The sequence below is a fragment of the Methylocystis sp. WRRC1 genome (assembly GCF_020733155.1).
Taxonomy (GTDB): domain Bacteria; phylum Pseudomonadota; class Alphaproteobacteria; order Rhizobiales; family Beijerinckiaceae; genus Methylocystis.
In genome coordinates, this window is record NZ_JAJFZJ010000001.1 from 3,782,096 (window position 1) to 3,807,349 (window position 25,254).

The following is a 25,254-nucleotide window of genomic DNA, read 5'->3' on the forward strand; positions in this document are numbered from 1 at the left end:
AGGTCCGAACCGTCGGCCTTTCAATGACAGGAGCACGACAGTGGCGCTTCGCCAGCCCCTCGCGCCCTACGCCTGCGACGCCATGCGCTCGCGCGGGCGGCTCCATCCCGTGTCGCCGTCGCCGACGCGCAGCGAGTTCCAGCGCGACCGCGATCGGATCATCCATTCGACGGCCTTCCGGCGCCTCGCGCACAAGACGCAGGTCTTCGTGCCGCTCGACGGCGACCATTTCCGCACGCGCCTGACGCATACGATCGAGGTCGGGCAGATCGCTAGGGCGCTCGCTCGCGCCTTGCGGGTCGACGAGGATCTGGCGGAGGCGGTGGCGCTGGCGCATGATCTCGGCCACACGCCCTTCGGCCATGCGGGGGAGGACGCGCTGGAGGCCTGCATGAAACCCTTCGGCGGCTTTGACCATAACGCGCAGGCGCTGCGCGTCGTCACGCTGCTCGAGCGCCGTTACGCGGATTATGACGGTCTCGATCTCACCTGGGAGACGCTCGAAGGCATCGTCAAGCACAATGGCCCGCTCGCGGGGCCGAAGGCGACGCGCAAACTCCCGCGGTTTGTGGCGGAATTCGATGCGGCCTATCCGCTGGAGCTCGCGACGTTTGCAAGCGTCGAGGCGCAGGCCGCGGCGCAGGCGGACGACATCGCCTACATCGGCCACGACATCGACGACGGCCTGCGCGCGGGGCTGTTTTTGCTCGAAGACATCGCCGCCGCCGTTCCTTTTATCGCGTCGCTGCTCCAGCAGATCGGCGAGAAACATCCGGGGCTGGAGCGCGGTCGCGTGATCCACGAACTCGTGCGCCGTGTCATTACGCGCTTCGTCGAGGATGCGATCGCCACTGCGCTCGGCCGCCTCGATAGGCTGGCGCCCACAAGCGCCGCCGACGTGCGCGCGGCCGGCGAGGCGATGGTCGCTCTGTCGCCGGCGATGGCGGAGGCCGAACGCGACATCAAGAAATTCCTCTTCGCCAACATGTATCGACATCAGAAGGTCAAGGCGGTCTGGGAGCGCGCGCGCGACGCGATCTCGCGGCTCTTCCCCGCCTTTTTCGAAACGCCCTCGCTGATGCCGCCGGAATGGGCCGCGCAGGCGCTGGCGCGCGAAGGCGCCGCCCGGGCGGTGGTCGTAGCGGATTACATCGCCGGCATGACCGACCGTTATGCGCTGGGCGAGGCGAAGCGGCTGTTCGGTGCATGAAGCGCATTGGCAAAGGCAATCGGAGACGATGATGGACAAACTTGCGCTGGCCCGCGCGCTTCACGTCGTCGCGGTCGTCATCTGGATCGGCGGCGTCGCCTTCGTTACGACCGTGCTGCTGCCGGCGACGCGCCGCCTGAAGGAGCCCGGCCAGCGGCTCGCCTTTTTCGACGCGGTGGAGCGCCGCTTCGCCTGGCAGGCGCGGCTCACGACGCTGCTTGCCGGGGCGAGCGGGTTTTACATGGTGGCCGAACTCGACCTTTGGGACCGTTTCCGTTTCTCCGCCTTCTGGTGGATGCATGGCATGGTCGCCATATGGGCGGTCTTCACCTTCATGCTTTTCGTCGCCGAGCCTTTGTTTCTGCACCGCTGGTTCAACGCGCGGGCGACGGTCGATCCTGAGGGAACCTTCGCCCTCGTCGAGCGGCTGCACCGATTCCTGCTCACCATCAGCCTGATCGTGGTCCTCGGCGCTGTCGCCGGCGCCCATGGCGGGGCGTTTTTTGGGTAGCGGCGCGGGGCGGGGTGATTTCGGCCGACCAAGCTGCTAAACCCGCCGCCAATTCCATTCCGTCCGGACCTCCATGAACATCTTCGACATCTTCCACGCCCGCATCGCCTCCATCCTCGAGGGCATCAAGGCCGACGGCCGCCTCCCCGAGCTCGATCTCGCGCGCTTCGTCGTCGAACCGCCGAAGGACGCTTCGCTCGGCGACCTCGCCTGTAACGCCGCGATGGTCTTCGCGAGGGAGGCCAAGGCCCATTTCGCGAATCCGCGCGAGCTGGCGGTCGAAATCTGCTACGCGCTGGCGCAGTCTGAGGGCGTCGCGACGGCGGAAGTGGCCGGACCGGGCTTCATCAACATTCGTCTCAAGCCCGAGATTTTCGCGCAGGTCTTGCGCGCGGCGCTCCTCGATCCCGACAACTACGGCCGCGTCGAAAAGGGCAGGGCGGGCGCGCTTCAGGGCAAGGTCAATGTCGAATATGTCTCGGCCAATCCTACGGGGCCGATGCATGTCGGCCATGGCCGCGGCGCGGTGTTTGGCGACGCGCTCGCCAATCTCCTCGCCTTCTCGGGCTGCGAGGTGACGCGCGAATATTACATCAACGACGCCGGCGCGCAGGTCGACGTGCTCGCCCGCTCGGCCTATCTTCGCTACCGCGAGGCGCTGGGCGAAACGATCACGATTCCGGAAGGTCTCTATCCAGGCGACTATCTCAAGCCTGTCGGCGAGGCGCTCGCGAAAGCCCATGGCCGGGAGCTGCTCGACAGGCCGGAGGGCGATTGGCTGCCCGTCGTCCGGCGCGAAGCCATCGACGCCATGATGGACATGATCCGCGATGATCTCGCTGCGCTCAACATCCGCCATGAGATCTTCTTCTCCGAGCGGACGCTGCATGACCGGTCGAACGGCCCGTCGAAAATTGACGCCGCGATCGAGTGGCTGCGCGAGAAGGGGCTCGTCTATGAAGGCCGCCTGCCGCCGCCCAAGGGCCAGTTGCCCGACGATTGGGAAGACCGCGAGCAGACGCTGTTCCGCTCCACCGATTTCGGCGACGACGTCGATCGCGCGCTGAAGAAGTCGGACGGCTCGCCGACCTATTTCGCCTCCGACATCGCCTATCACAAGGACAAGATCGACCGCGGCTTCGACACGCTCGTCGACGTCTGGGGCGCGGACCACGGCGGCTATGTGAAGCGCATGGGCGCCGCCGTCGCCGCGCTCTCCGGCCGCAAGGTGGCGCTCGACGTCAAGCTCTGCCAGCTCGTGAAGCTGATGCGTAACGGCGAGCCGGTGAAGATGTCGAAGCGCGCCGGCGATTTCGTCACGCTGCGCGAGGTGGTCGACGAAGTCGGCGTCGACGCCGTGCGCTTCATGATGCTCTATCGCAAGAACGACGCGCCGCTCGACTTCGATCTCGCGAAGGTCATCGAACAGTCGAAGGACAACGCCGTCTTCTACGTGCAATACGCCCATGCGCGGGCGAAGTCCGTGATGCGGCAGGCGCTTGCGGCCTTCCCCGATCTGGACATTTCCATGGCCGCCCTGTCCGGCGCGAAGTTCGAGATGTTGACGGATGAGGGCGAGCTTCAGCTCGCCCGCGTGATCGCCCAATATCCGCGCGCGATCGAGGCGGCGGCGGCCGCTCATGAGCCGCACCGCGTCGCTTTTTATCTTCATGAACTGTCGAGCGTGTTCCATTCTCACTGGAACAAGGGCAAAGATCAGCCACAATTACGCTTTGTTAATTCAACCGAGAGAGATTTAACGAGCGCCCGGGTCGCTTTAGTTTTATCCTTAACTGTCGTCCTGGGGTCGGGCCTGAGACTTCTCGGCGTGAGCGCCCCCGACGAAATGCGTTGACGCGATAATCCCTTGGGCGCTCGGCCCTCGCGCGACGCTTTAGCCACAGCTCAGCGCCTGGGAAGAGTGATCGAGGTGCATCATGCGTGAATCCACCGTTAGGGGCCCGGCCGTCGATCTGGGCGAGTTTGAGCGGCGTCTGCGCGGGCCCGAACGCACGGGCCAGGGGAAAGCCGACCCGTTGAGCGAACTCGCCCGGCTGATGGAGGGGCGGGAGGCCGCAGAGACAGACCCGTACAGCCAGATCCTGGCAGACCCTCGCGCCGCGCGCGCGCCAGCGCCCCCGCCGGTCGAGCCCTCCTGGGATGCGCCGCAACACGGCCTTCGCGGCTCCTATGACGAAGCGCCGGCCATCGCGCCGGAGTCCCGCCATTACGCCGACGAGGTTCATGGCGAGCAGGCCTATCACGACGCCGTCTACCAGCAGGAGCACGCCTATCATCAGCAGGCGCCGGCTCCGGCCTATCCCGACCAGTATGGGACGCCTTACTCGGGCGCCGAGGGCGGCTGGAGCGACGACTCCCAATATCTCGATTACGGCGCCGATGAGGAGCCGCAGTATGAAGAGGAACGCGGCGGCTGGCGGCGTCATCTGCGCCCGTGGCACGCCATCGCGGCGATTTCCGTGCTCGCGATCGGCAGCATCGGCTGGGGCTTCGCCCATCGCAGCGGCGGCGGCTCCCGGGATATCGCGGTCATCAATGCGCCTGAGGGGCCAGTGAAGGTCAAGCCAAGCGCCGAAACGGACCAGGGCGCGCCGGACGCCGGGACCGCGGCGGTCCTGGACCGCAAGGAAACCGCTCCCGTCAAGCAGGTCGTCAACAATCGCGAACAGGCGGTTGATCCGACCGTCGCGCCCAGGACCGTGAAGCTCGGTTCGGGCCCGGTCGATGCGCCGCATGAGCCGGCGCTCGCCCCGACGCAGCCGCGCAAGGTGAAAACCGTGACGGTGCGCCCCGACGGCACGAGGGTCGAAGACGCCGCGCTGCCGCCGGCGGTGGCCAAAGTGACCAGCCCGCCGCCGAGCGCGGACGCCGCCAAGACCGGCGGCGGCACGCCGAAAACCACGAGCGCCAAAACGACGACGACTGCGGCCACCGCACAGGCGGCCAAGCCGAAACCGCCGGTAAAGACAGCCGCTGTCGAGGAGCCGCCGGCCAGCGAGCCGGACTCCGCTGCGGCAGCCGTGTCCGGCGGAGGATACGCCGTGCAGTTCGGCGCCGCCGGCAGCGAGGCCGAGGCCCGCGCGCTGCTGAAGACCGTCGCCGCCAAATACGGCGCGCAGCTCGGCGGCCGCAAGCCGACCTTCAAGCCGGCGCAGGTCGGCGACAAAACGGTCTATCGCGTCCGCGTCGGCGGCGTCAGCAAGGACTCGGCGAACGCCATCTGCAGCAAGGTCAAGGCCAGCGGCGGCTCCTGCTTCGTCGCCGGGAACTGACTCGAATTTCGGGCCTGAGGGCTCGCGGTCCGGGGAGCCCCTTCGGATCGCGCGTCCTCAGGCTCGCTCCATTTCAGGATTTACCGAATGACCCGCGCATTCATCTGCGGCGTGAAAGGCTGCGTTCTCGAGAACGAGGAGCGCGCCTTTCTGCGAGACGCGGCGCCCTGGGGCGTCATACTCTTCCGTCGCAACATCGACACGCGTGAGCAGGTGGCAAGGCTCACCGCCGACCTGCGCGCCGCGCTCGGCCGCAATGCGCCCGTGCTCGTGGATCAGGAGGGCGGGCGCGTGCAGCGTCTCGCGCCGCCGAACTGGCGGGCCTATCCCAGCGCCGCTCGTTTCGAGGCCGTGGGCGCCGACGCGGCGCAGGCCGAGCGGCTTGCGTGGCTCGGGGCGCGGCTCATCGCCCATGACCTCCGCGAGGTCGGGATCGACGTGGATTGCCTGCCGGTGCTGGATACGCCCGCGCCCGACTCCCACGCCATCATCAGCGACCGCGCCTACAGCCGCGATCCCGCGCGCGCCGCGAAGGTCGGGCGCGCGGCCGCGGAAGGGTTGATGGCCGGCGGCGTCGCGCCCGTGATGAAGCACATTCCCGGCCACGGCCGCGCCAAAGCCGACAGCCATCTGGAGCTGCCGGTCGTTGAGGCTTCGCGCGCGGAGCTGGAGGCGGTCGATTTCCGGCCTTTCAAGGCCAACGCCGACCTGCCGATGGCGATGAGCGCCCATGTCGTCTACACGGCCATCGACCCGCACGCGCCCGGCACTCTGTCGAAAATCGTGGTGGACGAAATCATCCGCGGCCATATCGGCTTCGACGGCCTGCTGATGACCGACGATCTCTCCATGAAGGCGCTAGCGGGAAGTTTCCGCGACCGCGCCGAACGCGCCATTGCGGCGGGCTGCGACATGGTCCTGCATTGCAATGGCGACCTCGCGGAGGCGCGACCGGTCGCCGAGGGCGCGCCGGAACTGTCCGGCAAGGCGCTGGCGCGGGCGGAGAGGGCGCTTGAGTGCGTGCGGGAGGTCGAGGCCTTCGACGTGGCGGCGGGCATCGCAGAGTTCGATGCGGTGATGGGGGCGGTCGCCTGATTCGTTCGCCCGACGCGCCGGGGCTCGAAATCAGGTTTCACGACATCTACGGGGAGTAGCCCGCCCGGTTATCCACCCCTCTATCTTGTGGACGGAGCGAGCAAGTTGCCCACCGCGCTTGCGACGTCGCCTCAAAGAGACCAATCTCCTGCCGGCAAGGTGAATCAGGCGTAAACGCGCCCTGAGTCGCTGGAGAATCAATGGCGCAGGAACTGTCTTTCGATCTTTCCGACGAACCGCGCGCGGAGGGCGAGGCCTTTCTCGTGGACGTCGACGGATTCGAGGGGCCGCTCGACCTGCTGCTGGAGCTCGCGCGCCGCCAGAAGGTCGATCTCGCGCGAATATCGATTCTTGCGCTTGCCGAGCAATATCTCGCCTTCATCGAGGCCGCGCGCCGCGTGAGGCTCGAGCTTGCCGCCGACTATCTGGTGATGGCGGCCTGGCTCGCCTTCCTCAAATCGCGGCTGCTGCTGCCGGAGCAGCCCAAGGTGGGCGACGAGCCGTCAGCCGCCGACCTCGCCGCCGCGCTGGCCGAGCGCCTGCGCCGGCTGGAGCTGATCCGCCTCGCCGCCGACCGCCTCGTCCAGCGCGGACGGCTCGGCCGCGACATGTTCCTGCGTGGCGGGCCCGAGGGGCTGGAAACCATCTCGCAGCCGAAATATCAGGCGAGCCTGTTCGACCTGCTGTCGGCCTACGCGCGCCAGCGGCAGAAGAACGCGATTTCCCGTGTCGTGCTGCGCCAGCGCACTGTCTGGTCGCTGGCCGAGGCGCGCGAGGCTCTGGAGCGGCTCGCCGGCGTCGCCGCCGAATGGACCGTGCTCGACGACTATCTGCTCCAATATTGCGCCGATCTGCAGACGGCGCGCACCGTCCGCGCCTCGTCCTTTTCGGCGTCGCTGGAAATGGTGCGCGAAGGCCATCTCGACATCAGGCAGGACCGGCCCTTCGCGCCGCTCTGGGTGCGCCGGCGCGAAGGCCGAAGACTGGAAGAACCCGCGGAAGCGCTGTGAGCCCCGCGAGGCGAATATGGAGGATGCGCATTGGCGCAAGCGGCGGAAAAAGTAGAACTCTTCGACGTCAACAGCGACGAGGCGCTGGCGCGCAACGAAGTCGCGCTGCGGGAGGCCGAGCGCATCGTCGAGGCGATGCTCTTCGCCTCCGCCGAGCCGCTCGACGAGGCGGAAATGACCCGCCGCATCGACGACGGCGTCGAGCTTTCGCAGGTGCTGGAGCGCCTGCGCGCCCATTACGCGCCGCGCGGGGTAAACCTCACGCGCGTAGGCAGGAAATGGTTTTTCCGCACGGCGGCTGACCTCAACTGGATTCTCGTCCGCGAACAGGTGGAGGAGAAAAAGCTCTCCCGCGCCGCGCTGGAGACGCTGGCGATCATCGCCTATCACCAGCCCGCGACCCGCGCGGAGATCGAGGAAATCCGGGGCGTCGCCATCTCCAAGGGCACTCTCGACACGCTTCTCGAAACGGGCTGGATCCGCCTGCGCGGCCGCCGAAAGGCGCCCGGCCGGCCGATCACCTATGGCACGACCGACAGTTTCCTGATGCATTTCGGACTGGAGCAGATCGGCGACCTGCCGGGCCTCGACGAACTCAAGGGCGCGGGTCTCTTCGACGGCCGCCTGCCCAAGGGTTTTGGCGTGCCGCAGCCTTCGGACGACATTGCGCTGCGCGACGACGAGGAGCCGCTGGAGGACGAGGCCCCGCAGCTTCTCGAAATGGAGTTCCCCGAGGAGCCGGAGGCGCTGGAGGCGCCCGAGGCGCTCAATGACGACGAAGGGTAATCGCGACGCCAGAATCGCCGCGTCTCTCCTTGTTTTTGCGGCGCCGGCGGCATAGGTTCCCGTCAACCCGGCCGGCGGTTCCGGCCTGTAAAGTTTTCGGAGGTTCGCGCCATGGGTGGTCTGTCGATCTGGCACTGGATCATCGTCGGCGGCGTCGTGTTCGTGCTGTTTGGCGGCAAGTTCAAGATTTCCGACGTGATGGGCGACGTCGCCAAGGGCATCAAGGCCTTCAAGAAGGGCATGGCCGAGGACGACGACAAGACCGCGGAAGCTGCAAAACCGGTGGAGCAGACCGCCGAACGCCGCGCCATCGAGGCCGACAAGACCATCGACGGAAACAAGGTCTGACGCGGCCTCCGCCGCCGTTCAGGAAAAATCATGTTCGATCTCGACGCCGGGAAGCTCATCGTCATCGGCATTGTCGCGCTCATTGCGATTCCGTCGAAGGATTTGCCGCGCGTGCTGCGCACGCTGGGGCAGGCGACCGGCCGCATGCGCCGCATGGCCGCGGAATTCCAGGGCCAGTTCATGGAGGCGATGCGCGAGGCCGAACTCGCCGATCTCAAAAAAGAGATCGAGGAGACCAACAAGTCGATCATGAAAAGCGTGAAGCTGGAGGGCGCCTTCGATCCAATGGCCGAGGCGCGCAAGCAGATCACAACCGCGATCGACGGCGAGAGCGGGGCCTCCCAAACTCCTGAGCCGCCGGCGGGCGAGGCGGAGGATGCGTCGGACGGGGCCGGAAGCAAGGCGCAGCCTTCCGGCAAGGCCGACTCATGAACGAAGCGGACGAAGCCGAGATCGAGGCGAGCAAGGCCCCTCTGATCGAACATCTGATGGAATTGCGCGAGCGCCTCATCAAGGCGCTGCTCGCCTTCCTCGCGATGTTTATCCTGTCGTTCTTCTTCGCCAAGGACATCTACAATCTGCTCGTCATCCCCTACACGCAGGTCGCGGGGCCGGAGGCGAAGCTGATCTACACGGCGCCGCAGGAATATTTCTTCACGCAGATCAAGGTCGCGCTCTTCGCGGCGGCCTTCCTTTCGTGCCCGATCGTGCTGTCGCAGATCTACGCCTTCGTGGCGCCGGGGCTCTACCGCCACGAGCGTGCGGCCTTCCGGCCCTATCTCTTTGCGACGCCTATCTTTTTCGCCATCGGCGCGCTGGTTGTCTATTTCCTCGTGATGCCCAATCTGCTGCACTTCTTCATCGGGATGCAGCAGGCGAACGAGCCCGGCAAGGCGCAGATCGAACTTCTGCCGCGTGTCTCCGAATATCTCTCGCTCATCATGACGCTGGTGCTGGCCTTCGGCATCGTGTTCCAGATGCCGGTGATCCTGACGCTGCTCGGGCAGGTCGGCATTGTCTCGTCGCAGTTTCTGGCGGACAAGCGGCGTTACGCCATCGTGATCGTCTTCGTCGTCGCGGCGATCCTGACGCCGCCGGACGTGTTCTCGCAACTCGCCCTCGCGCTGCCCGGCATGCTGCTCTATGAGGCGTCGATCTATTCCGTCCGGATGGTCGAGAAGAAGAAGGCGGCGGCCGAGCAACCGAGCGCCTGATCCGACAGTTTTTTCATCCAACTCCCTGAGCGCCCGGTAACGCCAAATGTACGACATCAAATGGATTCGCGAGAACGCTGAGCTTTTCGACAATGGCCGCAAGCGGCGCGGGCTGGAGCCCCTGTCGGCGCAGCTTCTCGCTTTCGACGACGCCCGCCGCGCGGCGATCACGCAATTGCAGGTCGCGCAGGAACGCCGAAACGCCGCCTCCAGGGAAATCGGCGCGGCGATGAAGGCGGGCGACAGCACGAAGGCGGAAGCGTTGAAGGCCGAAGTCGCGCAGATCAAGGAAAACTGGCCGGCGCTCGAGGAGGCCGAGCGTTACGCCGTCGCCGAACTCGACGCCGCGCTCGCCGCCATCCCCAACACGCCGCTCGACGCCGTGCCCGACGGCGCGGACGAGAATGACAATGTCGAAGTCTCGCGCTGGGGCGAGCCGCGCAAATTCGACTTCACGCCGAAAGAGCATTTCGAGATCGGCGAAGGTCTCGGGCTGATGGATTTTGAAACCGCCGCCAAGCTTTCCGGCGCGCGTTTCGTCGTCAACAAAGGTCCGCTCGCGCGGCTCGAGCGGGCGCTCGCGCAATTCATGCTGGACCTGCACACGGGCGCGCATGGCTACATGGAGGTTAACCCGCCGCTCCTCGTGCGCGACGACGCCATGTTCGGCACAGCGCAATTGCCGAAGTTCAGAGAGGATCAGTTCGCGGCGGGCGATGGTTACTGGCTAATCCCCACCGCCGAAGTTCCGCTGACGAATCTCGTGCGCGAGTCCATACTCGATGAAGCGCAACTGCCGATCCGCATGACCGCCGGCACCTATTGCTTCCGCGCCGAGGCCGGCGCCGCGGGCAAAGACACGCGCGGCATGATCCGCCAGCATCAGTTCTACAAGGTCGAGCTGGTCTCGATCACCACGCCCGAACAATCGCTCGAAGAGCATGAGCGCATGACCGGCTGCGCCGAGAGAGTGCTGCAAACGCTGGGGCTGCCCTATCGCAAGGTCGTGCTCTGCACCGGCGACATGGGCTTCGCCTCGCAGAAGACTTACGACCTCGAAGTGTGGTTGCCGGGGCAGGGGAAGTATCGCGAGATTTCATCCTGCTCGGTCTGCGGCGATTTTCAGGCGCGGCGCATGGGCGCGCGTTATCGGCCGGCCGAAAGCAAGGGACCGCGATTCGTCCACACGCTCAACGGGTCCGGCGTCGCCGTCGGCCGCGCGATGGTGGCGGTGCTTGAGAATTATCAGGAGGCGGACGGCTCCGTCACAATCCCGCAGGCGTTGCGGCCTTACATGGGTGGCATGGAGCGAATCGCGCGAAGCTCGTAGAAGTAAAGCTTGCCAAAGCTTCCGCCCTGCGCGGAAGCCCTGGACAAGCGTAGGCGTACCTATCAGCGCAGAATGCTGACGCCCGCATCGAGAACGTCGCCGGCGGCGTCGATCGGAGCCGTAACCACGCCGGCGCCGACTTCAGCGAGGCCGCCGTCGCGATAACCATAGCCGGCGCCGCGCGGGCCGTAGACCGTCCCGTCGAGCACGTGGCTCATGTAGATGTAACCCGCGTGCGGACCATGCGTCACCCAGCACCAGCTATGGTCGCATTTGTCGATATTGACGATGTCGCCGTAGCCGAGGGTCATGAGGTGGCGGCCATGGGGGCGGTTGTGCAGGGGGAAATCGCCGCCGAGCATGGCTTCGAATGCGGAAGCGGTCGGCGCTGCGCCGAGGAGGGCGCCAGCGGCAATGAGGGAAAGACACAGTTTACGCATATGAACCTCCATAACGAAGTCGTGAGCACAACTTCAGATAGGGCGGCGCAGGGGCGGTCGATCCTTCTCGCGAAAATTTTTAATTGCCAAGCCTCCGATATAAACGACGTGCGGGACGTGTGAATGCGGATACTCATCACCAATGACGACGGCGTGCATGCTCCCGGCCTCGCGGTTGCGGAGCGGGTCGCGCGCGAATTGACCGACGATATCTTCGTCATCGCGCCGGAGTTCGAACAGTCGGGCGTGGCGCATTCGCTGTCGCTCAACGATCCATTGCGGCTGCGCGAGATTTCGCCGCGTCATTTCGCGCTGAAGGGAACGCCGACCGACTGCGTCATCATGGGCGTGCGCAAATTGCTGCTCGACCACCCGCCGGACCTCGTGATCTCAGGCGTCAACAGCGGGCAGAACATCGCCGAGGACGTCACCTATTCAGGGACGATCGCGGGCGCGATGGAGGCGACCATCCTCGGCATTCCGGCCATTGCGCTTTCGCAGGTCTATGATTTCTTCGCAGGCCGCCAGACGATCAACTGGGATTGCGCCGAGACTCACGCCGGCAGGATCGTTCGCCGCCTGCTCGACGTCGGAATCCCTCGCAATGTGCTCATGAACGTGAATTTCCCCCATTGCCGCGCCGATGAAGTCACGGGCGTCGCCATCACGATGCAGGGACGGCGAAGCACCGATCTGATGAAGATCGAGGATCGCAAGGACGGGCGCGGCAATCCCTATCACTGGATTTCTTTCCAGCGCGGCAGCTTCACGCCGGGGCCGGGCACTGATCTCGTGGCGCTCGACGAGAAGAAGATTTCGATTACTCCGCTGCAGCTCGATCTCACCGATCACCCGACGGTGACGCGGCTTTCAGCGGCTTTCGAGGAGGGCGCATGATCGAGGCGGGAGTAGTCACGGGCGACATCGAGGAGCGCGCGGCGTTTCTGCTGGCGCTGCGCCAGGCCGGCGTGCGCGACATTTCCGTCATGCGGGCGCTCGAAATCGTGCCGCGCGAGGCTTTCGCGCCATACAGGTTCCGCGATCTCGCCAATCGCAACATGAGCCTGCCGATCGGCTGCGGACAAACCATGTCGCGCCCCGCCGATCTCGCCCGCCGGCTGGAGGCGCTCAAGGTCGGGCGCGGCCATCGCGTGCTGGAGGTCGGCACGGGGTCCGGTTACGGGACCGCGACGCTGGCTCAGCTCGGCCGCGAGGTCGTGAGTCTCGAACGCTACGAGACTCTCGCGATTGAAGCGGCCCGTCGCCTCGCCGCGCTCAAGGTGTCGAATGCGGTGGCGCTGCACGCGGACGGTCTCGCGCCCTCCCGGACGCTTGGCGAATTCGACCGCATCATTGTCCAGGCTTCGATTGCGGGGACGCCCGACGCGCTGCTGCAAATGCTTGCGCCGGGCGGGGCGTTGCTCTTCGGGCGCCGCGAGGCGACGGCGCCGGGCGAGCCGCCGCGTGAACGATTGATTAAGCTTGATCGCATCGAGAAGGGTGAAATCCGCGAGACCGACCTTGGCCCGCATATCCTTGGCGCAGCGGCGATTGGGGTCGCTCAGGCGTTGTAAACATTGCATTTCCGCCACACCGACGAATTTCATGAATGGAGTCAAAAGCCGTTCATCTTAAACGGCTCCTTAACCCGCTTGCTGCTACAAAAAAGCCCGTTGATGTTGCGTGCGAGTGGGTCGCGTCATGGCTATAGAGCGTCAAATTGCTTATTCGCGGGTCGCCAGGCGACTCCTCATGGCCGTGGGGACGGCCGCATTGATGGCGGGCTGCTCCGATGCGTCTCGCCTAGCGGATCCCTTCTCCAATCCTTTCGGCGATTCACCGAAGATCGCCTCCTCGCGCTCCATCGATCGCGCGCCGACGGGCGCGATCGGCTCCGCCCCGGCGCGCTCGATGGCTCCGGTTCGCGTCGAATCCCAGCCCCTTCCGGCGCCCGGCGCCGTGAAGACCGCATCGGCTGCGCCGGCTCCGGCGCCGGCTCCGGCCGCCCCTGGGAGCGCGGGCGGATCTCACTGGGTTGCGGATGGCGGCACCCCCGTCACCGTCGCGCAGGGTGAAACCGCCGGAATGCTCGCCACCCGCTATGGCGTGCCGACCGACGCGCTGCTACGCGCCAACGGCTTCTCGACCGCCGCGCAGGTGCAGCCCGGCACGCGTATCGTGATCCCCGTATACCGCGCCAACGCCGTCGCACATTCGGCTCCCGCGGCCCCTGCGCCCGTGGCCGCACCGAAGGTCGCCGAGACCAAGCCCGAGCCGGTCAAGACGGCGTCGCGCGAGGATCAGCTGAAGGCCGAGAAGGCCAAGGCCGCGGCCGCTAAGGAAGAAGCGGCAAAAGCCGAAAAGGCGAAGGCTGCGGCGGCGAAGGAAGAAGCGGCCAAGGCCGAGAAAGCCAGGCTCGCCGCCAAGGAGGAGGCAGCCAAGGCTGAAAAAGCCAAGGCCGCCGCCCGCGCGGAGGAATTGAAGGCGGAGAAGGCGAAGGCCGCCGCGAAAGAGGAAGAGGCGAGGCGCGCCAAAAAGGCCGCCGAGCTGAAAGCCGCCGAGGAAGCAAAGATCGCGAAGGCGGAAGCGAGGAAGGCGGCCGAGGCCAAGACGGCCGAGGCGAAGAAGGCGGCTGAAGCCAAGGCCGCCGAGGCGAAGGCTGCGGCGGAAAAGGCGAAGCTCGCCAAGGCCGAAGCGGCGAAGGCCGAGAAAGCCGCGAGAGCCGAACGTCTCGCCAAGTCCGCGCCATCGCCGCGCGTCGAGGAGAAGTCCGCGACTGTCTCGGAGCCGGTCGTCGCCAAGTCTGCCGAGAAGCAGGAGACGAAGACGGCGGCCGTCGAGAAGCCGACCGAACCGGCCGCCTCCAAAACGGTCGACAAGACCACGACCGCCTCCATCCCGCCAGCCGCCGCGGCGGCCCCGGCTCCGGCCGCGCCGGCGCAGGACCAGAAGACCGTCGCCTCCGACGATGGTCGCCCGGAGTTCCGCTGGCCGGCGCGCGGCCGCATCATTCAGGGCTTCTCGTCGGGCGGCAATGACGGGATCAACATCGCGGTGCCGGAGGGCACGCAGGTGAAGGCTGCGGAGGGCGGCGTCGTCGCCTACGCCGGCAGCGAGCTGAAGGGCTATGGCAATCTGGTGCTGATCCGCCACCCCAACGGCTTCGTCTCCGCCTATGCCCACAATGGCGAGCTGGAAGTGAAGCGCGGCGATCAGGTGAAGCGCGGACAGACCATCGCCAAGTCCGGCCAGTCCGGCAATGTCGGCTCCCCGCAGCTGCACTTCGAGCTGCGCAAGGGTTCGACGCCGGTCGACCCGACGAGCTATCTCGCGGGTCTCTGACAGACGGAATATCTCCGGCGTTCGCGAGACACTTACGCCGGAGAACAGCGGCGGCGGGTCCAAAGAAAGGCCCGCCGCCCGTTTTGTTTTTTCAGTAGTCTATTCGTCGGCGCAGGTCGAAAGCTCAATCAGGAAAGCCATTCGCGCGCGCTCTTCAAAATCCTTGTCACCGTTTCGTGTTTCACTTTCCGCTGCATCGAGATCGCGTAATAGCGCTCGGTGACTTCCTCTATTTCGCCAATGAAGGATAGGCCATACTGGCGCTCGATTTCAGCGCGCACGGATTTGGGCGCGATGATCAGCCCGGCGCCGCCAGATGCGAAGGTCTTCAGCAGGGCGCTGTCTTCGACTTCCGCTTTCACTCTCGGCTCGATCGCACGGTCTTCGAACCATTTGTCCAGCGCGCGACGCACCTCGGTGTTGGTGGTTTGCAGTAGCAGCGGCGCGCCTCTCAAGGACCAAGGAAAATCCTCGCGATATTGCGCGGCGAGCCCTTTCGCGCCGAACACCGCGACGGTCGACTCTCCGATGACGTGGTTATAGACGCGCGCGCCGCCAGCGTTGGTGGCCGGCGCGTCAGAGAGCACGAGATCGACGCCGTGGAGCGTCAGTTCGGCGAGCAGTCGGTCTCTCTTGTCCTCGTAGCAGACGATCTGCGTGGGTTCGTTCAGATGCAACGCCGGCGCGAGCAGACGATAGACGACCAGTTTGGGCAGGGCGTTGACGACGCCGACCGACAGACGCTGTCCCCGTACGCCAACTGTCCCCTTGAGCGTGTTGCTCAGTTCCTGACCTAATGTGAATATTTCCTCCGCATAGTTGAAAACTGTCCGGCCAGTCTCGGTCAGCACAAGCTTTCGGCCTTCCTTGCGGAACAATGGCGAGCCGATCGACTTTTCGAAAACCGCCAATTGACCGCTGATCGTTGGTTGCGCGAGGCGAAGCTTCTCGCATGCGCGAGTGACGCCGCCCTCCCGCGCGACATGCCAGAAGTAGAAGAGGTGCTGGTAATTAAGGCGGTCCATCGGCGTCATCCATCGAAAAAACGGATCAAAAAAATTTATAAATTCTATTTTTAAATTTTTCTAGCCCATGGCATATGGATTCAGCCGAGCCGCTTCAATTTGCTCGTCGCGATGAAAGCCGAATGCGGTCGTGAGTTCCGCAATGGCGGGTCCGAAGTATCCGGGCCAGCCTCATCCGTTTCAATTGTTGGAGGGTGTCATGCTGAGAAAAATCGCTTTGGCGGTGGCCCTTACATGGGCGGTCGCCAATACGGGCGCAGCGGAAGCCGCTCAATTGTTCGTGGACGGCCCAACCGGGCGTTGTCTGCTTTGCGAGATGGTATGGGGATCGACCAAGGCTGACTCATCGCGCGCGTCGCAAGTAGAAGACCAAGCGAGTAATCCCGAGCGCGACGGCGGCCGTTCCGGCCCGGCATGCGATAACTAGCCGCGCATCGAATCGACGTGATCGCGCGATGGCGTGATCATCGAACAACACGAGAAAACGCTCTAAAGCCCCGGCGTCACTCGCCGGGGCTTTTCTTTTCGCGGTCCGGCAAAAGTGGTCGCGAACCTGCTGGTCAGTGGTCGTACATGGTGGCGCTCAGGTTTGCGCCGGGTGCCGCACCGATTTTCGTAAGTATCTGTAAAAAAGTATTTTTCTATTGCCGAGCCGGATCCTGTGAAGTTGCCGGATCGGACTGCGCAAAACATCGAATATAACGATTTTTGCAATTCAAATTATCTATTTTACGATGACAACCGCTGCGCTTATCATTTGTTCACATCACATGTTGGGAGAGAGCCGCATGCAACGCCTCATTCAGGGCCTCCATCATTTCCAGAACGCGGTGTTCGGGAGCCAGCGCGAGCTTTTCGAGCGTCTGGCCAAAGGGCAAGCGCCCGAAACGCTGTTCATCACCTGCTCGGACTCGCGCATCGACCCCAACCTTCTCACACAGACAGTGCCGGGTGAGCTTTTCATCATGCGTAACGCCGGCAATCTCGTGCCTCCCTATGGCGCAAGCCAGGGCGGCGAGGCGGCGACGATCGAATTCGCCGTCGCCGGCCTCGGCGTGAAGGAAATCGTCGTCTGCGGGCACTCGCATTGCGGCGCGATGAAGGGATTGCTCGACCCGCCCCCTGCGAAAGATTTTCCCGCTCTGACGCAATGGCTCGGACATGCTGAATCGACGCGCCGCGTCGTGAGGGACAAATACGCCGACCGTGAGGGAGCGTCGCTGATCAACATCACGATCCAGGAGAATGTGCTCGCGCAGCTCGAAAATCTGCGCACGCATCCGGTCGTGGCCTCGGGTCTCGCGCAGAGCAAGCTGAAACTTCATGGCTGGGTCTACAAGATCGAGACCGGCGAGGTCTTCGGCTACGACCCGGAAAGCGGACAGTTCCGCCTGCTGACCGAACAGCCGTCGCACCGGACCGATCGCGAGCGGCAATTCGAGCCGCTCGATGTCTGAGTTGCGGCGAAGTCCTAAATAATCTGTCGCGTATAAACCGCCGCTGATCGGCGTCCCCGAAAGACAAAGGATATCACCATGAGCGCCGTAACGTCGCAAAACGAAACGCGACGCTTCTATTTGAAAGAGGACCTTCTCGCCTCGTTCGTCGTCTTTCTCGTCGCGCTGCCCCTCTCGCTCGGTCTGGCGCTCGTCGCTGGCTATCCATTCGAAAAGGCGGCCGCCGTCGGTCTCATCAGCGGCGCCATCGGCGGCGTCGTCGTCGGCTTTTTCTCGGGCTGCCCGCTGCAGGTCAGCGGCGCCGCGAACGGCGCCGCGGTGACGGTGGCGGCGTTCGCGAGTGAGCTGGGATTTGAAGCGCTTGGCCTGATCGTTATGCTGGCCGGCGTTATTCAGCTTGCGGGCGGCGCCTTGCGTCTCGGCCCCGTGTTCCGCGCGGTTTCCCCCGCGCTGATTCAGGGCATGCTCGCGGGCATTGGCATTCTCATTTTCGCCTCGCAGTTTCACGTCATGGTCGACGACACGCCGCCGGGAACCGGAAAAGAATTCGGGGGCGTAATCAATCTTTGGTCGATTTCCGATGCCGTGTTGAAAGGCTTCACCGTGGACGCGCATCGTCCCGCGGCGCTGATCGGTCTGGTGACGATCGGTCTCATCGTTTTGTGGAACGACCGCGCGCCCAGGATGCTGAAGATGGTGCCCGCCCCGCTCGTCGGCGTGGGCGTCGCGACCTTCATCGCCTGGCGTTTCGGTTTCGATGTCAAATATGTCCCGGCGCCGGATCGGCTGATAGACGCGATTTCCTTCCCCGACACCGCCTCCTTCGCCCGCGTGTCGGAGGGCGCGATCTGGATTGCGGCCTTGACTCTCGCCTTCGTTTCCGGCGCGGAATCGCTGCTTACCGCGACCGCCGTCGACGCCATGCAACGGCATACGCCGCGCACGAGATACAACAAGGAGCTGATCGCGCAGGGCGTCGGCAATTTCCTGTGCGGCGCGATCGGCGTTCTGCCGGTGTCGGGCGTCATTGTCCGAAGCTCCGCAAACGTGATGGCCGGCGCCCGGACGCGCCTCTCCACCATGCTGCATGGCGTCTGGATTCTGCTTTTCATAACCATGCTGCCGGACGTGCTGCGCATGATCCCCGTGGCGAGCCTGGCGGCGGTGCTGGTCTATGCGGGCGCGAAGCTGATCAAGCTCGGCTTTCTCCGCAATCTCTGGCAGCAGGATCGGGCCGAGGCGGGCATTTACGTCGTGACGCTCGGCATGGTGGTCGCGACGGACGTGCTTACCGGCATCGCCGTCGGCGTCGCCCTCGCCCTCGCGCGCCTGCTCTATACCTTCTCCACACTTGAAATCAGCGTCGAGGAGGACAAGGAGAGCGGCAAGACGGAGATAAATCTGCGCGGCGCGGCGACCTTCATTCGCCTTCCGCAGCTTGCTTCCGCGCTTGAGGCGCTGAGCCCGGACGCGCATATCCAGGTCCATCTTCATGATCTGAACTACATCGACCACGCCTGTCTCGATCTTCTCCTGAGCTGGCATCAGCAGCATCAGTCGGCAGGCGGCGAACTGACCATCGACTGGGATGAACTGCATGGGCTCTTCCAGCAAAAGGCCTGGGGCGATGGCAACGGGGTTGCGCGAATGGCGGCGACCTGAGCCTCGCGAAGAGCGCCGGGGGGAGGGCGGGCGCAATTGCGCCCGCCCTTCGCATTTCGGCGGAGGCCTCTTACATGTCGCCATCGGGCGGGGAATGTTCTATATCCCCGCCGTCGCAATTCTGGAGGGACCGCAATCTTGAAACTTCGTCTCGCCTGCCTTTTCGTTCTCGCCGCCACTCCCGCGCTCGCCGTAGACCCGACGGGCGTGCCGCAATGCGACGCGCTTCTGAAGCGCTACGAGGCCTGCTCGGTCGAACTCTCGCCCAAGCAGTTGCACGCCGCGCAGAAAGAGCTGCTCGAGGGCGCCATGGGGATGCGCGCCGCCGGGACAGATCCCAAGCTGCGTCCCGATCTCGAGCGCTTCTGCAACGACACTTTCGAGAAGATGAAAAAGGAAAGCGACATCAAGGATTGCATGTCGAAGCCATGAGCGCGATGCGCACGGCGCAATTCTCCAGATAGTCTCGCGCCCGCATCTCGGTGAGGCGCGAGACGGCGCGCTGGAATTCGCGCGCCTCGGCGCCATGGGCGGCGCGATAGAGTTCAGGCGGCTCGGCGGCGGCGGAGAGCGCGAGCAGCGCGCGCGCCTCGTAAAGCACGTCGACGAGCATGATGAAGCGGCGCGCCTCGTTGCGCTGCTCCGGCGCGATGATGGGAACGTCGTCGATGAGCATTGCGTCGAAACGTTGCGCCAGCGCGAGATAGTCGCCCGCCGCCAGCGCCCGCCCGCAAATGTCTGCGAAGCCGAGACGGGCGACGCGGCCCGCCGCCTGCGGAATGAAGATGGCGCGACGCTTCACTTCGATCGTCGCCGGCGCGCCATGCGTAACGCCTGACAGCGACAGGAACAGAGCGTCGAGCGCGGCATGGGCGCGCGTATCGGCGGGTGTGAAATAGACCTCGCCGACACAGCCCTTCTGCGCGCGATAATCGACCGGCGCATCGAGGCGCAGAACGTCCATGCGGTCCTGCAACAGCGCGACGAAAGGCAGGAAGAGATCGCGGTTGCGGCCGCCTTCGTAAAGGCGCGACGGTTCGACGTTGGAGGTTGCGACGACAACGACGCCCGAAGCGAAAAGCGTCGAGAACAGCCGCGCGAGAATGGTCGCGTCGGCAATGTCGTGCACCGCGAATTCGTCGAAGCAAAGCAGCCGCGTCTCGCGCGCGATCTCCTGCGCGACGCAGCTCACCGGATCGTCGGCGCAAACGCCGGCGTTCTGCCGGAAGCGATGCAGGCGCTCGTGCACATCCGCCATGAACGGATGAAAATGCGTGCGGCGCTTCTTCTCGACAGTCGCAGCCTCGAAAAAGAGGTTCATCAGCGTCGTCTTGCCGCGCCCGACCGATCCCCACAGGTAAAGGCCGCGGGGCGGCGGCGCCTCGCGCCTGCGGAAAATCGACGTGACGGCGCGCGCCAATCCTGCGCCGGCGACGCGGCGTCCGGCGAGCGCGTTGACGAGCGCCTGCAGCTTCTCGACCGCAGTCCGTTGCGAGGCGTCGCTCTGCAGCGCGCCTTCGACGACCAGCGCGTCATATCGGTCGATGAGCGATTCCGTTCGCGTCATTCTCAGGCGCGCCGCATCTTGCCGCTTGCCGCGTCGAGCGCGCCGGGGCGCAATTCGCAATAGAGCAGGCGGTCGGGATCGACCGGGCCGGGCATGACGATCTTGCCGCGCGGAACACGGGCGAAGCCCATGCGCGAATAGTAATCCTCATCGCCGACAAGCAGCACCAGCCCATGCCCTGCCTCGCGGGCGGCGTCGAGCGAATGTTTGACGAGCTTCTCGCCCACGCCCTGCGAGCGGAAGGCCGGCTCCACCGTCAGCGGGCCGAGCAGCAGGGCGGGGGAGGAGCCGACGAGAACAGGCGTCATGCGATTGGCGCCGACTAGAAGCGTGCCGACGCGGGCGACGAAGGAGAGCGACAGATCGGGCGCGACGCCCTCGCGCAGCCGGTAAGCCGTGCGCGCGTAGCGGCCGGGACCGAAGGCGCGCTCGTCGAGTTTCTCGATATGCGCTTCGTCGGCGGCCGTGGCGGGGAAGAATTTGATGACGAGGTCGATCATGACGCTTTTGTTACCCGTGGCCCGCCATATCATGCGGCGCGCGGAGGGCAAAACGCGACCGTTGCCTTGGGCGCAAAGCCCATGCAAAATCGCGGCAAATGAGCAAAACGCCCATCCGCCGCGCCGGAATCGAGGATGCGCGGACGATCGCCGAAATCCATGTCGCCGCCTGGCGCGAGACCTATGCGCAGATGATGCCCGCCGAGACCCTGGCCGGCCTCGACGTCGACGAATGGGCGGCGCGCTGGCGCAAGTCGCTGGCCGCGGGGGCGGGCGACCCGGCATGGGCTGTGTTTCTTGCGCTCGACGAGGAGGGCGCGCCGGCGGGCTTCGCGAAATGCGAGCGTCAGACCAGCGAGAAAATGGCGCCGCTCGGCTACGAGGGCGAATTTTCGTCGATCTATCTGCTGCGGCGGATGCAGCGTCGCGGGGCGGGGCGGGTCCTGATGGCGGCGATGGCCGGGCATCTGCTCGCGAGCGGATGCAAAAGCGCCAGCGTCTGGATGTTTCGCGACGCGCTCCACGCGAGGCGCTTTTATGAAGCGCTCGGCGCGACGCCGACGGGCGTCGAAGGCGTGTGGGAGATTTACGGGCTGGTTTTGCCGGATGTCGCCTATGGCTGGCGTGATATTCGCGCGCTGGCGCAGTCCTGAACGCGCTTCAGTGCAGACTCCTGAGCAGTTGCCGCACAAATCTCGCGCGCTTGAACGCGTTGAGATCAATGCGCAATTCGTCGCCTTTTCCCTCGCCGTGCATTGCGGCGCGCGCGTCGCCGAGCACGCCGTTGCGATAATCCTCGAGGGTCAGCGCCCCTTTCTTCCGGCGATCCCAGCGATCGAAGATCGCATCCTTGGCGCGCTCATACGAATGCGACACGCCCTGTTCGGCGGCGACGTCGGCGAGGCCGAAGCTGAAATTTCTCCACGCTTCCTTCGTCATCCGGCCCGTGTGACGCGGGTCCATTTCGGCGAAGGTTTTGTCGATGAAGTGATTGGCTTCGGCGGATGTGATGACGCCGTCGCGATTTTCGTCGAAATTGTAAAAGATGGCGTCGAGCGTATGTATCGCATTGGATTGGGCGCGCGGGGAGGAAGACGCCATCGCGACGGCGAGCGCGACGAGCATCGCGGCAGGGAAACGTCCGGCTTGCGACATGATCAATCTCTCCAATGCGGATTCACCAGTAGGGCGAGACCGGCGCGCCATGAAAGACTTCCGCCAGCCGGGCGCGCGTCGCGGCGGTCGTGTCGTCGGGCAGGGCGTCGAGCGTGAAAAAACCTGCTTCGGCAATCTCCCGGTCGGGCGTTCGCGGACCTTTGCAATGAAAATCCCGCACGACGTAAAGCGCCACATGATCGCGCGGCGAAACCCGGCGGTTGAGAAAGACGCCATGCAGCGCCGGCTCGTTGACGTTGTGGATTTCGCCTTCCTCGGCCAGCTCGCGGGTCAGCGCCTCCAGCATGGTCTCGCCGCTCTCGACGCCGCCGCCGGGAAGGTAGAAGCCCGGCACATAGGTGTGGCGCACCAGCAGAACGCGATTGTCGGGGTCAATCACCAGCCCGCGAACGCCGAGCGTCATCGGCCGCTGGAACAGCGCGCCGAGGGTTATGATCCGCGAGACCGCGCGGGCGCGAAGCGACGGGGGCGGTCGTTCTGTGGGCGGCGGCGTCACCATTGTCTCCTGTTTCGTCGCGCGACTATGGCAAATGGCGCGCGAAGGCTCTAGGACTATTCGCAAACAACAAAGGCCGTCGCGTGACCTTTCTTCTCGCCCATCTCTCCGACGCGCATATCGGACCGATTCCACGCCCCAATCTTGCGGAACTGCTCGGCAAGCGCGTCACTGGCTATGTCAACTGGCTCTACAAGCGCGCTGGACAGCACGACATGGGAGTGCTGTCGCGCCTCGTCGAGGACATGAAGGCGCAAAAGCCCGACCATGTGCTGATGACCGGCGACATTGTGAACATCGGCCTTCCAGCCGAGATCGCGCTGGCGAGGGATTGGCTTGCTTCTCTCGGCGGACCCGAGGAGGTGAGCTACACGCCAGGCAATCACGACGCCTATGTCGCCGACGCCACGCAACTCGTGCATGAGGTCTTCGCGCCCTGGACGGCGGGCGAAACGGCGGCGGCCGGCTTTCCCTATTTGCGCCGGCGCGGGGGCGTGGCGCTTATCGGGCTCGACTCTGGCGTGCCGACGGGGCCATTCATCGCCTCCGGCCGGCTGGGGGAGGAGCAACTGTCAGCGCTTGGGGCGTTGCTGGAACAGACGAAAGCCGAAGGGCTCGCGCGCGTGGTGTTCCTGCACCATCCGCCCCATGTCGGCGGCGCGCGCATCCTGCGGGGTCTCGACGATGCGGCGGCCTTCGAGGACGTCATCGCCCGACATGGCGCGGAACTCGTCCTGCACGGCCACAACCACAAGCCGAGCCTTGCGCACATCGCCGGCCCGCTGGCGGCGGCCCCCGTCGTCGGCGTCGCCTCCGCCTCGGCGCGCCCCGGCGGCCACTATCCGGCCGCGGCTTACAACCTCTATTCGATCGGGCGCGAAGGCGACCGCCTGCGGATCAACATGCGCCAGCGCGGGCTGAACGAGGCGGGTGAAGTCGTGGAGATGGCGGCGGTCGATCTTTAGCCCGCATTCGCCGGATAATGTCATGCTTGTATTGGCGAGTCGGCGACGAGCAACGCGACGGGTGAATTGGATGGCGAGCTGCCCGCTAGATTCCGATCGCCTCCTGAACCTGCGCTTTCGGGCCTCGGTCGCGACCTCGGATGCAGGATTGCTGCCTTGCCATGAACGCGGCTGACCAAATTGGCCGCTTTGAAACGCGCTGGCTCTCTGCGCCTTAGAACCTCTGGGCTCTCGCCAATCTTTTTGGCCGGCGTCCGCCCGGCGCCGTGGCGCTAGGAATGGATTCGAGCGTCAGCCGGACCGACCCATGGCGAACAGCAGCTCGGCAAGTCCGCAGCCATCCCGCGCTCTTGCTGCGTTCTCCGGGAAGGCTCCGCCTTGTCGAAAGCGCCAGATTGGAAAATCCTTTCGTTCGGCAAATCCCAAATGAGTATGGCCCAGACCGAAGCCTGGGCCATACTCATCGATATTCTAGGAATTCACCCGTAGGTCGAGCGCCAACGGCTCGCCCAATTCAATCGGGCTTCATTCTTAGAAAAATGAATCCCTGAACAGATAGGTGATGGTGCCGCCCTCCCGGACCACGCCGCTTGCGGGACACGAGTCCGCATTACCTTGAATTCTGACGGTGAACCGTCCGACCCAAGCTGCGTTCAAATTATCGACTATCTGAGCGTTCGTGGTCCTGAAGCGAAAATAGTATGTCGGTTGAACCGCTGCGGGGGCCAAATCGAAAATCTGAACGCCGCCCGGCGCGCCTTCAGATCGCACAACGTGAAGTCTGTCACGGTCGCACGTCGCATTCGCAACCCCGCCAAACGCGATAACGATCGCGAGCGGCGCCATAAAAGATGATATTTTTTTCATAATCCCGTCCACAAATTCTGTCGAATGCCCCCGCTCTCTAAGCCCAAGAAGATTAAAAACTTTATCGCTGAAATACGCTACATCTAAATGTGCGACTCTTTGGCGCTGACATCTATCATGTTTCTATCATTCTAGCACTGACACGAAACGCGCCGAGATCAGTGCGCGATGTAGGTGCGATAGGCCCAGAGCGCGATTACCGCCAGCATTCCGAAGAAGGCGGCCGAGCCGAGGAACTCCACGACGAAGAGGAACGCCTGAAAGGCCTTGCCGCGCAAGGCGCCGATTTCGCCCGCCGATTGCGCGGCGCTGTCGACACGCAGAGCTCTCGCCGCGCCGCCGCTCGCGTAATCGATGGCCAGCGCCCTTTCGCGTTCGATAAGCCGGTGAGCGATGTAATTTGTGACTGCGTCCACCAGCGCGTCGATTTTTTCGCTCTCGATCAGCGTCACGCGGCCGTGGCGGGTGTCCTGCAGGAAGCGGTAGGTGCGACGGTCGCGGTCCATCTCGACGAAGCCGATCTGGTCGATGAACAGCCGCGGCCGCTCGCTGGGCGACACGGCGACGTCGAAAATGTCGCAGTCCGCCGGCACCTGCGCCAGAACCGGGGCGAGAGCGTCGGCGAGGATTTCGAGCCGGGCGATTTCCGCCGCCCGGAGATCGGCGAGCGCGGCGGAATGGTCGGCGTTCTCGACACGGGCGCGACGAAGCGCCGCGGCGAGACTGGCCATGCGCTCGTCGAGCGTGGCCTTTCCCTCCACCGCCCTCGCGGCGCCCTTTTCCTGCGCAATGATCGCAGACAGGCGGTCGGCCGCCTGGGCGGTCGATTTTCTTCGCAGGCCGGAACGAGGGTTTTCCGTCGGCGCGGGCATGGGTTCGTCCATATCGTCCACTTGCTTCGCCCTCGCCGGAGCGCGGGATTTACGCTTTTTTGACTATAACGGCTTGCACTGCTTCTGC

26 protein-coding genes are annotated in these 25,254 nt (G+C 64.8%); 19 read left to right on the forward strand and 7 right to left on the reverse strand.

From position 1 onward, the window contains the following. The first annotated feature begins 40 nt into the window (after positions 1-40). From LG047_RS18480 to serS, 11 genes are all read left to right on the forward strand, one after another. Positions 41-1,210 carry a deoxyguanosinetriphosphate triphosphohydrolase gene (locus LG047_RS18480; RefSeq protein ID WP_227968137.1) on the forward strand — a complete coding sequence of 390 codons (1,170 nt, stop codon included), beginning with the start codon at positions 41-43 and terminating at the stop codon, positions 1,208-1,210. Positions 1,211-1,238: 28 nt separating this feature from the next. Continuing rightward, complete coding sequence (locus LG047_RS18485; protein ID WP_370635062.1) at positions 1,239-1,721, forward strand: hypothetical protein; 483 nt, start codon at positions 1,239-1,241, stop codon at positions 1,719-1,721. A 73-nt stretch (positions 1,722-1,794) separates the two neighbouring features. Next, the gene (argS, locus tag LG047_RS18490; protein ID WP_227968138.1) at positions 1,795-3,576 is read left to right on the forward strand and encodes an arginine--tRNA ligase; all 1,782 of its coding nucleotides are present in this window, start codon (positions 1,795-1,797) and stop codon (positions 3,574-3,576) included. An 82-nt stretch (positions 3,577-3,658) separates the two neighbouring features. Then, positions 3,659-5,014, forward strand: a complete 1,356-nt coding sequence (locus LG047_RS18495; RefSeq protein ID WP_227968139.1) for an SPOR domain-containing protein — start codon at positions 3,659-3,661, stop codon at positions 5,012-5,014. 87 nt (positions 5,015-5,101) lie between these two features. Next, a complete protein-coding gene (nagZ, locus tag LG047_RS18500; protein WP_227968140.1) occupies positions 5,102-6,109 on the forward strand; it encodes a beta-N-acetylhexosaminidase in 1,008 nt (335 codons plus the stop codon). 200 nt (positions 6,110-6,309) lie between these two features. After that, positions 6,310-7,119, forward strand: coding sequence for a ScpA family protein (locus tag LG047_RS18505; protein ID WP_036280829.1), 810 nt, complete (start codon positions 6,310-6,312; stop codon positions 7,117-7,119). A gap of 30 nt (positions 7,120-7,149) precedes the next feature. Next, on the forward strand, positions 7,150-7,905 hold the full coding sequence (scpB, locus tag LG047_RS18510; protein WP_227968141.1) for an SMC-Scp complex subunit ScpB: 756 nt from the start codon (positions 7,150-7,152) through the stop codon (positions 7,903-7,905). A gap of 111 nt (positions 7,906-8,016) precedes the next feature. After that, a complete protein-coding gene (locus LG047_RS18515) occupies positions 8,017-8,253 on the forward strand; it encodes a twin-arginine translocase TatA/TatE family subunit (RefSeq protein ID WP_036280833.1) in 237 nt (78 codons plus the stop codon). 30 nt (positions 8,254-8,283) lie between these two features. Then, positions 8,284-8,685: a preprotein translocase subunit TatA gene (locus tag LG047_RS18520; RefSeq protein ID WP_227968142.1), complete on the forward strand. Its 402-nt coding sequence runs from the start codon at positions 8,284-8,286 to the stop codon at positions 8,683-8,685. Further along, a complete protein-coding gene (gene tatC / locus LG047_RS18525; protein WP_227968143.1) occupies positions 8,682-9,467 on the forward strand; it encodes a twin-arginine translocase subunit TatC in 786 nt (261 codons plus the stop codon). The genes LG047_RS18520 and tatC overlap by 4 nt, the downstream gene beginning before the upstream one ends. Positions 9,468-9,513: 46 nt before the next feature. Next, positions 9,514-10,797, forward strand: coding sequence for a serine--tRNA ligase (serS, locus tag LG047_RS18530; RefSeq protein ID WP_227968144.1), 1,284 nt, complete (start codon positions 9,514-9,516; stop codon positions 10,795-10,797). 62 nt (positions 10,798-10,859) lie between these two features. Here the strand turns inward: serS and LG047_RS18535 are convergent, their stop codons facing one another. After that, positions 10,860-11,237 (reverse strand): hypothetical protein, encoded by a 378-nt coding sequence (locus LG047_RS18535; RefSeq protein ID WP_144259458.1) that lies wholly within the window; start codon positions 11,235-11,237, stop codon positions 10,860-10,862. Positions 11,238-11,360: 123 nt separating this feature from the next. Between LG047_RS18535 and surE the strand changes: the two genes are divergently transcribed. From surE to LG047_RS18550, 3 genes are all read left to right on the forward strand, one after another. After that, positions 11,361-12,134, forward strand: coding sequence for a 5'/3'-nucleotidase SurE (gene surE / locus LG047_RS18540; RefSeq protein ID WP_036280841.1), 774 nt, complete (start codon positions 11,361-11,363; stop codon positions 12,132-12,134). Beyond that, entirely contained in the window at positions 12,131-12,811 is a 681-nt protein-coding gene (locus LG047_RS18545; protein ID WP_227968145.1) for a protein-L-isoaspartate O-methyltransferase, read from the forward strand. Before surE ends, LG047_RS18545 begins: the two co-directional genes overlap by 4 nt. Positions 12,812-12,989: 178 nt before the next feature. Then, positions 12,990-14,579: a peptidoglycan DD-metalloendopeptidase family protein gene (locus LG047_RS18550; protein WP_227968146.1), complete on the forward strand. Its 1,590-nt coding sequence runs from the start codon at positions 12,990-12,992 to the stop codon at positions 14,577-14,579. Positions 14,580-14,707: 128 nt separating this feature from the next. On the opposite strand, the gene LG047_RS18555 is transcribed toward LG047_RS18550, so the two are convergent. Next, positions 14,708-15,604 (reverse strand): LysR family transcriptional regulator, encoded by an 897-nt coding sequence (locus tag LG047_RS18555; protein WP_227968147.1) that lies wholly within the window; start codon positions 15,602-15,604, stop codon positions 14,708-14,710. Positions 15,605-16,392: 788 nt separating this feature from the next. Between LG047_RS18555 and LG047_RS18560 the strand changes: the two genes are divergently transcribed. The 3 genes from LG047_RS18560 (at position 16,393) to LG047_RS18570 (ending at position 19,155) form a co-directional block, all read left to right on the forward strand. Beyond that, entirely contained in the window at positions 16,393-17,061 is a 669-nt protein-coding gene (locus tag LG047_RS18560; RefSeq protein WP_227968148.1) for a carbonic anhydrase, read from the forward strand. A gap of 78 nt (positions 17,062-17,139) precedes the next feature. Beyond that, positions 17,140-18,723: a SulP family inorganic anion transporter gene (locus LG047_RS18565; protein WP_227968149.1), complete on the forward strand. Its 1,584-nt coding sequence runs from the start codon at positions 17,140-17,142 to the stop codon at positions 18,721-18,723. 138 nt (positions 18,724-18,861) lie between these two features. Continuing rightward, entirely contained in the window at positions 18,862-19,155 is a 294-nt protein-coding gene (locus LG047_RS18570) for a hypothetical protein (protein ID WP_227968150.1), read from the forward strand. Here LG047_RS18570 and zapE read toward each other — a convergent pair. Beyond that, positions 19,130-20,290, reverse strand: coding sequence for a cell division protein ZapE (gene zapE, locus LG047_RS18575; RefSeq protein WP_227968151.1), 1,161 nt, complete (start codon positions 20,288-20,290; stop codon positions 19,130-19,132). The genes LG047_RS18570 and zapE overlap by 26 nt on opposite strands. 2 nt (positions 20,291-20,292) lie before the next feature. After that, entirely contained in the window at positions 20,293-20,790 is a 498-nt protein-coding gene (locus tag LG047_RS18580) for a GNAT family N-acetyltransferase (RefSeq protein ID WP_036286826.1), read from the reverse strand. A 98-nt stretch (positions 20,791-20,888) separates the two neighbouring features. Between LG047_RS18580 and LG047_RS18585 the strand changes: the two genes are divergently transcribed. Then, on the forward strand, positions 20,889-21,443 hold the full coding sequence (locus tag LG047_RS18585) for a GNAT family N-acetyltransferase (protein ID WP_227968152.1): 555 nt from the start codon (positions 20,889-20,891) through the stop codon (positions 21,441-21,443). Between the two features lie 7 nt (positions 21,444-21,450). On the opposite strand, the gene LG047_RS18590 is transcribed toward LG047_RS18585, so the two are convergent. Further along, the gene (locus LG047_RS18590; protein ID WP_227968153.1) at positions 21,451-21,945 is read right to left on the reverse strand and encodes a hypothetical protein; all 495 of its coding nucleotides are present in this window, start codon (positions 21,943-21,945) and stop codon (positions 21,451-21,453) included. Positions 21,946-21,967: 22 nt separating this feature from the next. Beyond that, on the reverse strand, positions 21,968-22,465 hold the full coding sequence (locus tag LG047_RS18595) for an NUDIX domain-containing protein (RefSeq protein WP_036280855.1): 498 nt from the start codon (positions 22,463-22,465) through the stop codon (positions 21,968-21,970). A gap of 80 nt (positions 22,466-22,545) precedes the next feature. Between LG047_RS18595 and LG047_RS18600 the strand changes: the two genes are divergently transcribed. Next, on the forward strand, positions 22,546-23,427 hold the full coding sequence (locus tag LG047_RS18600) for a metallophosphoesterase (RefSeq protein WP_227968154.1): 882 nt from the start codon (positions 22,546-22,548) through the stop codon (positions 23,425-23,427). A 1,025-nt stretch (positions 23,428-24,452) separates the two neighbouring features. Here LG047_RS18600 and LG047_RS18605 read toward each other — a convergent pair. Further along, positions 24,453-25,178: a hypothetical protein gene (locus LG047_RS18605; RefSeq protein ID WP_227968531.1), complete on the reverse strand. Its 726-nt coding sequence runs from the start codon at positions 25,176-25,178 to the stop codon at positions 24,453-24,455. Positions 25,179-25,254: the final 76 nt, after the last annotated feature.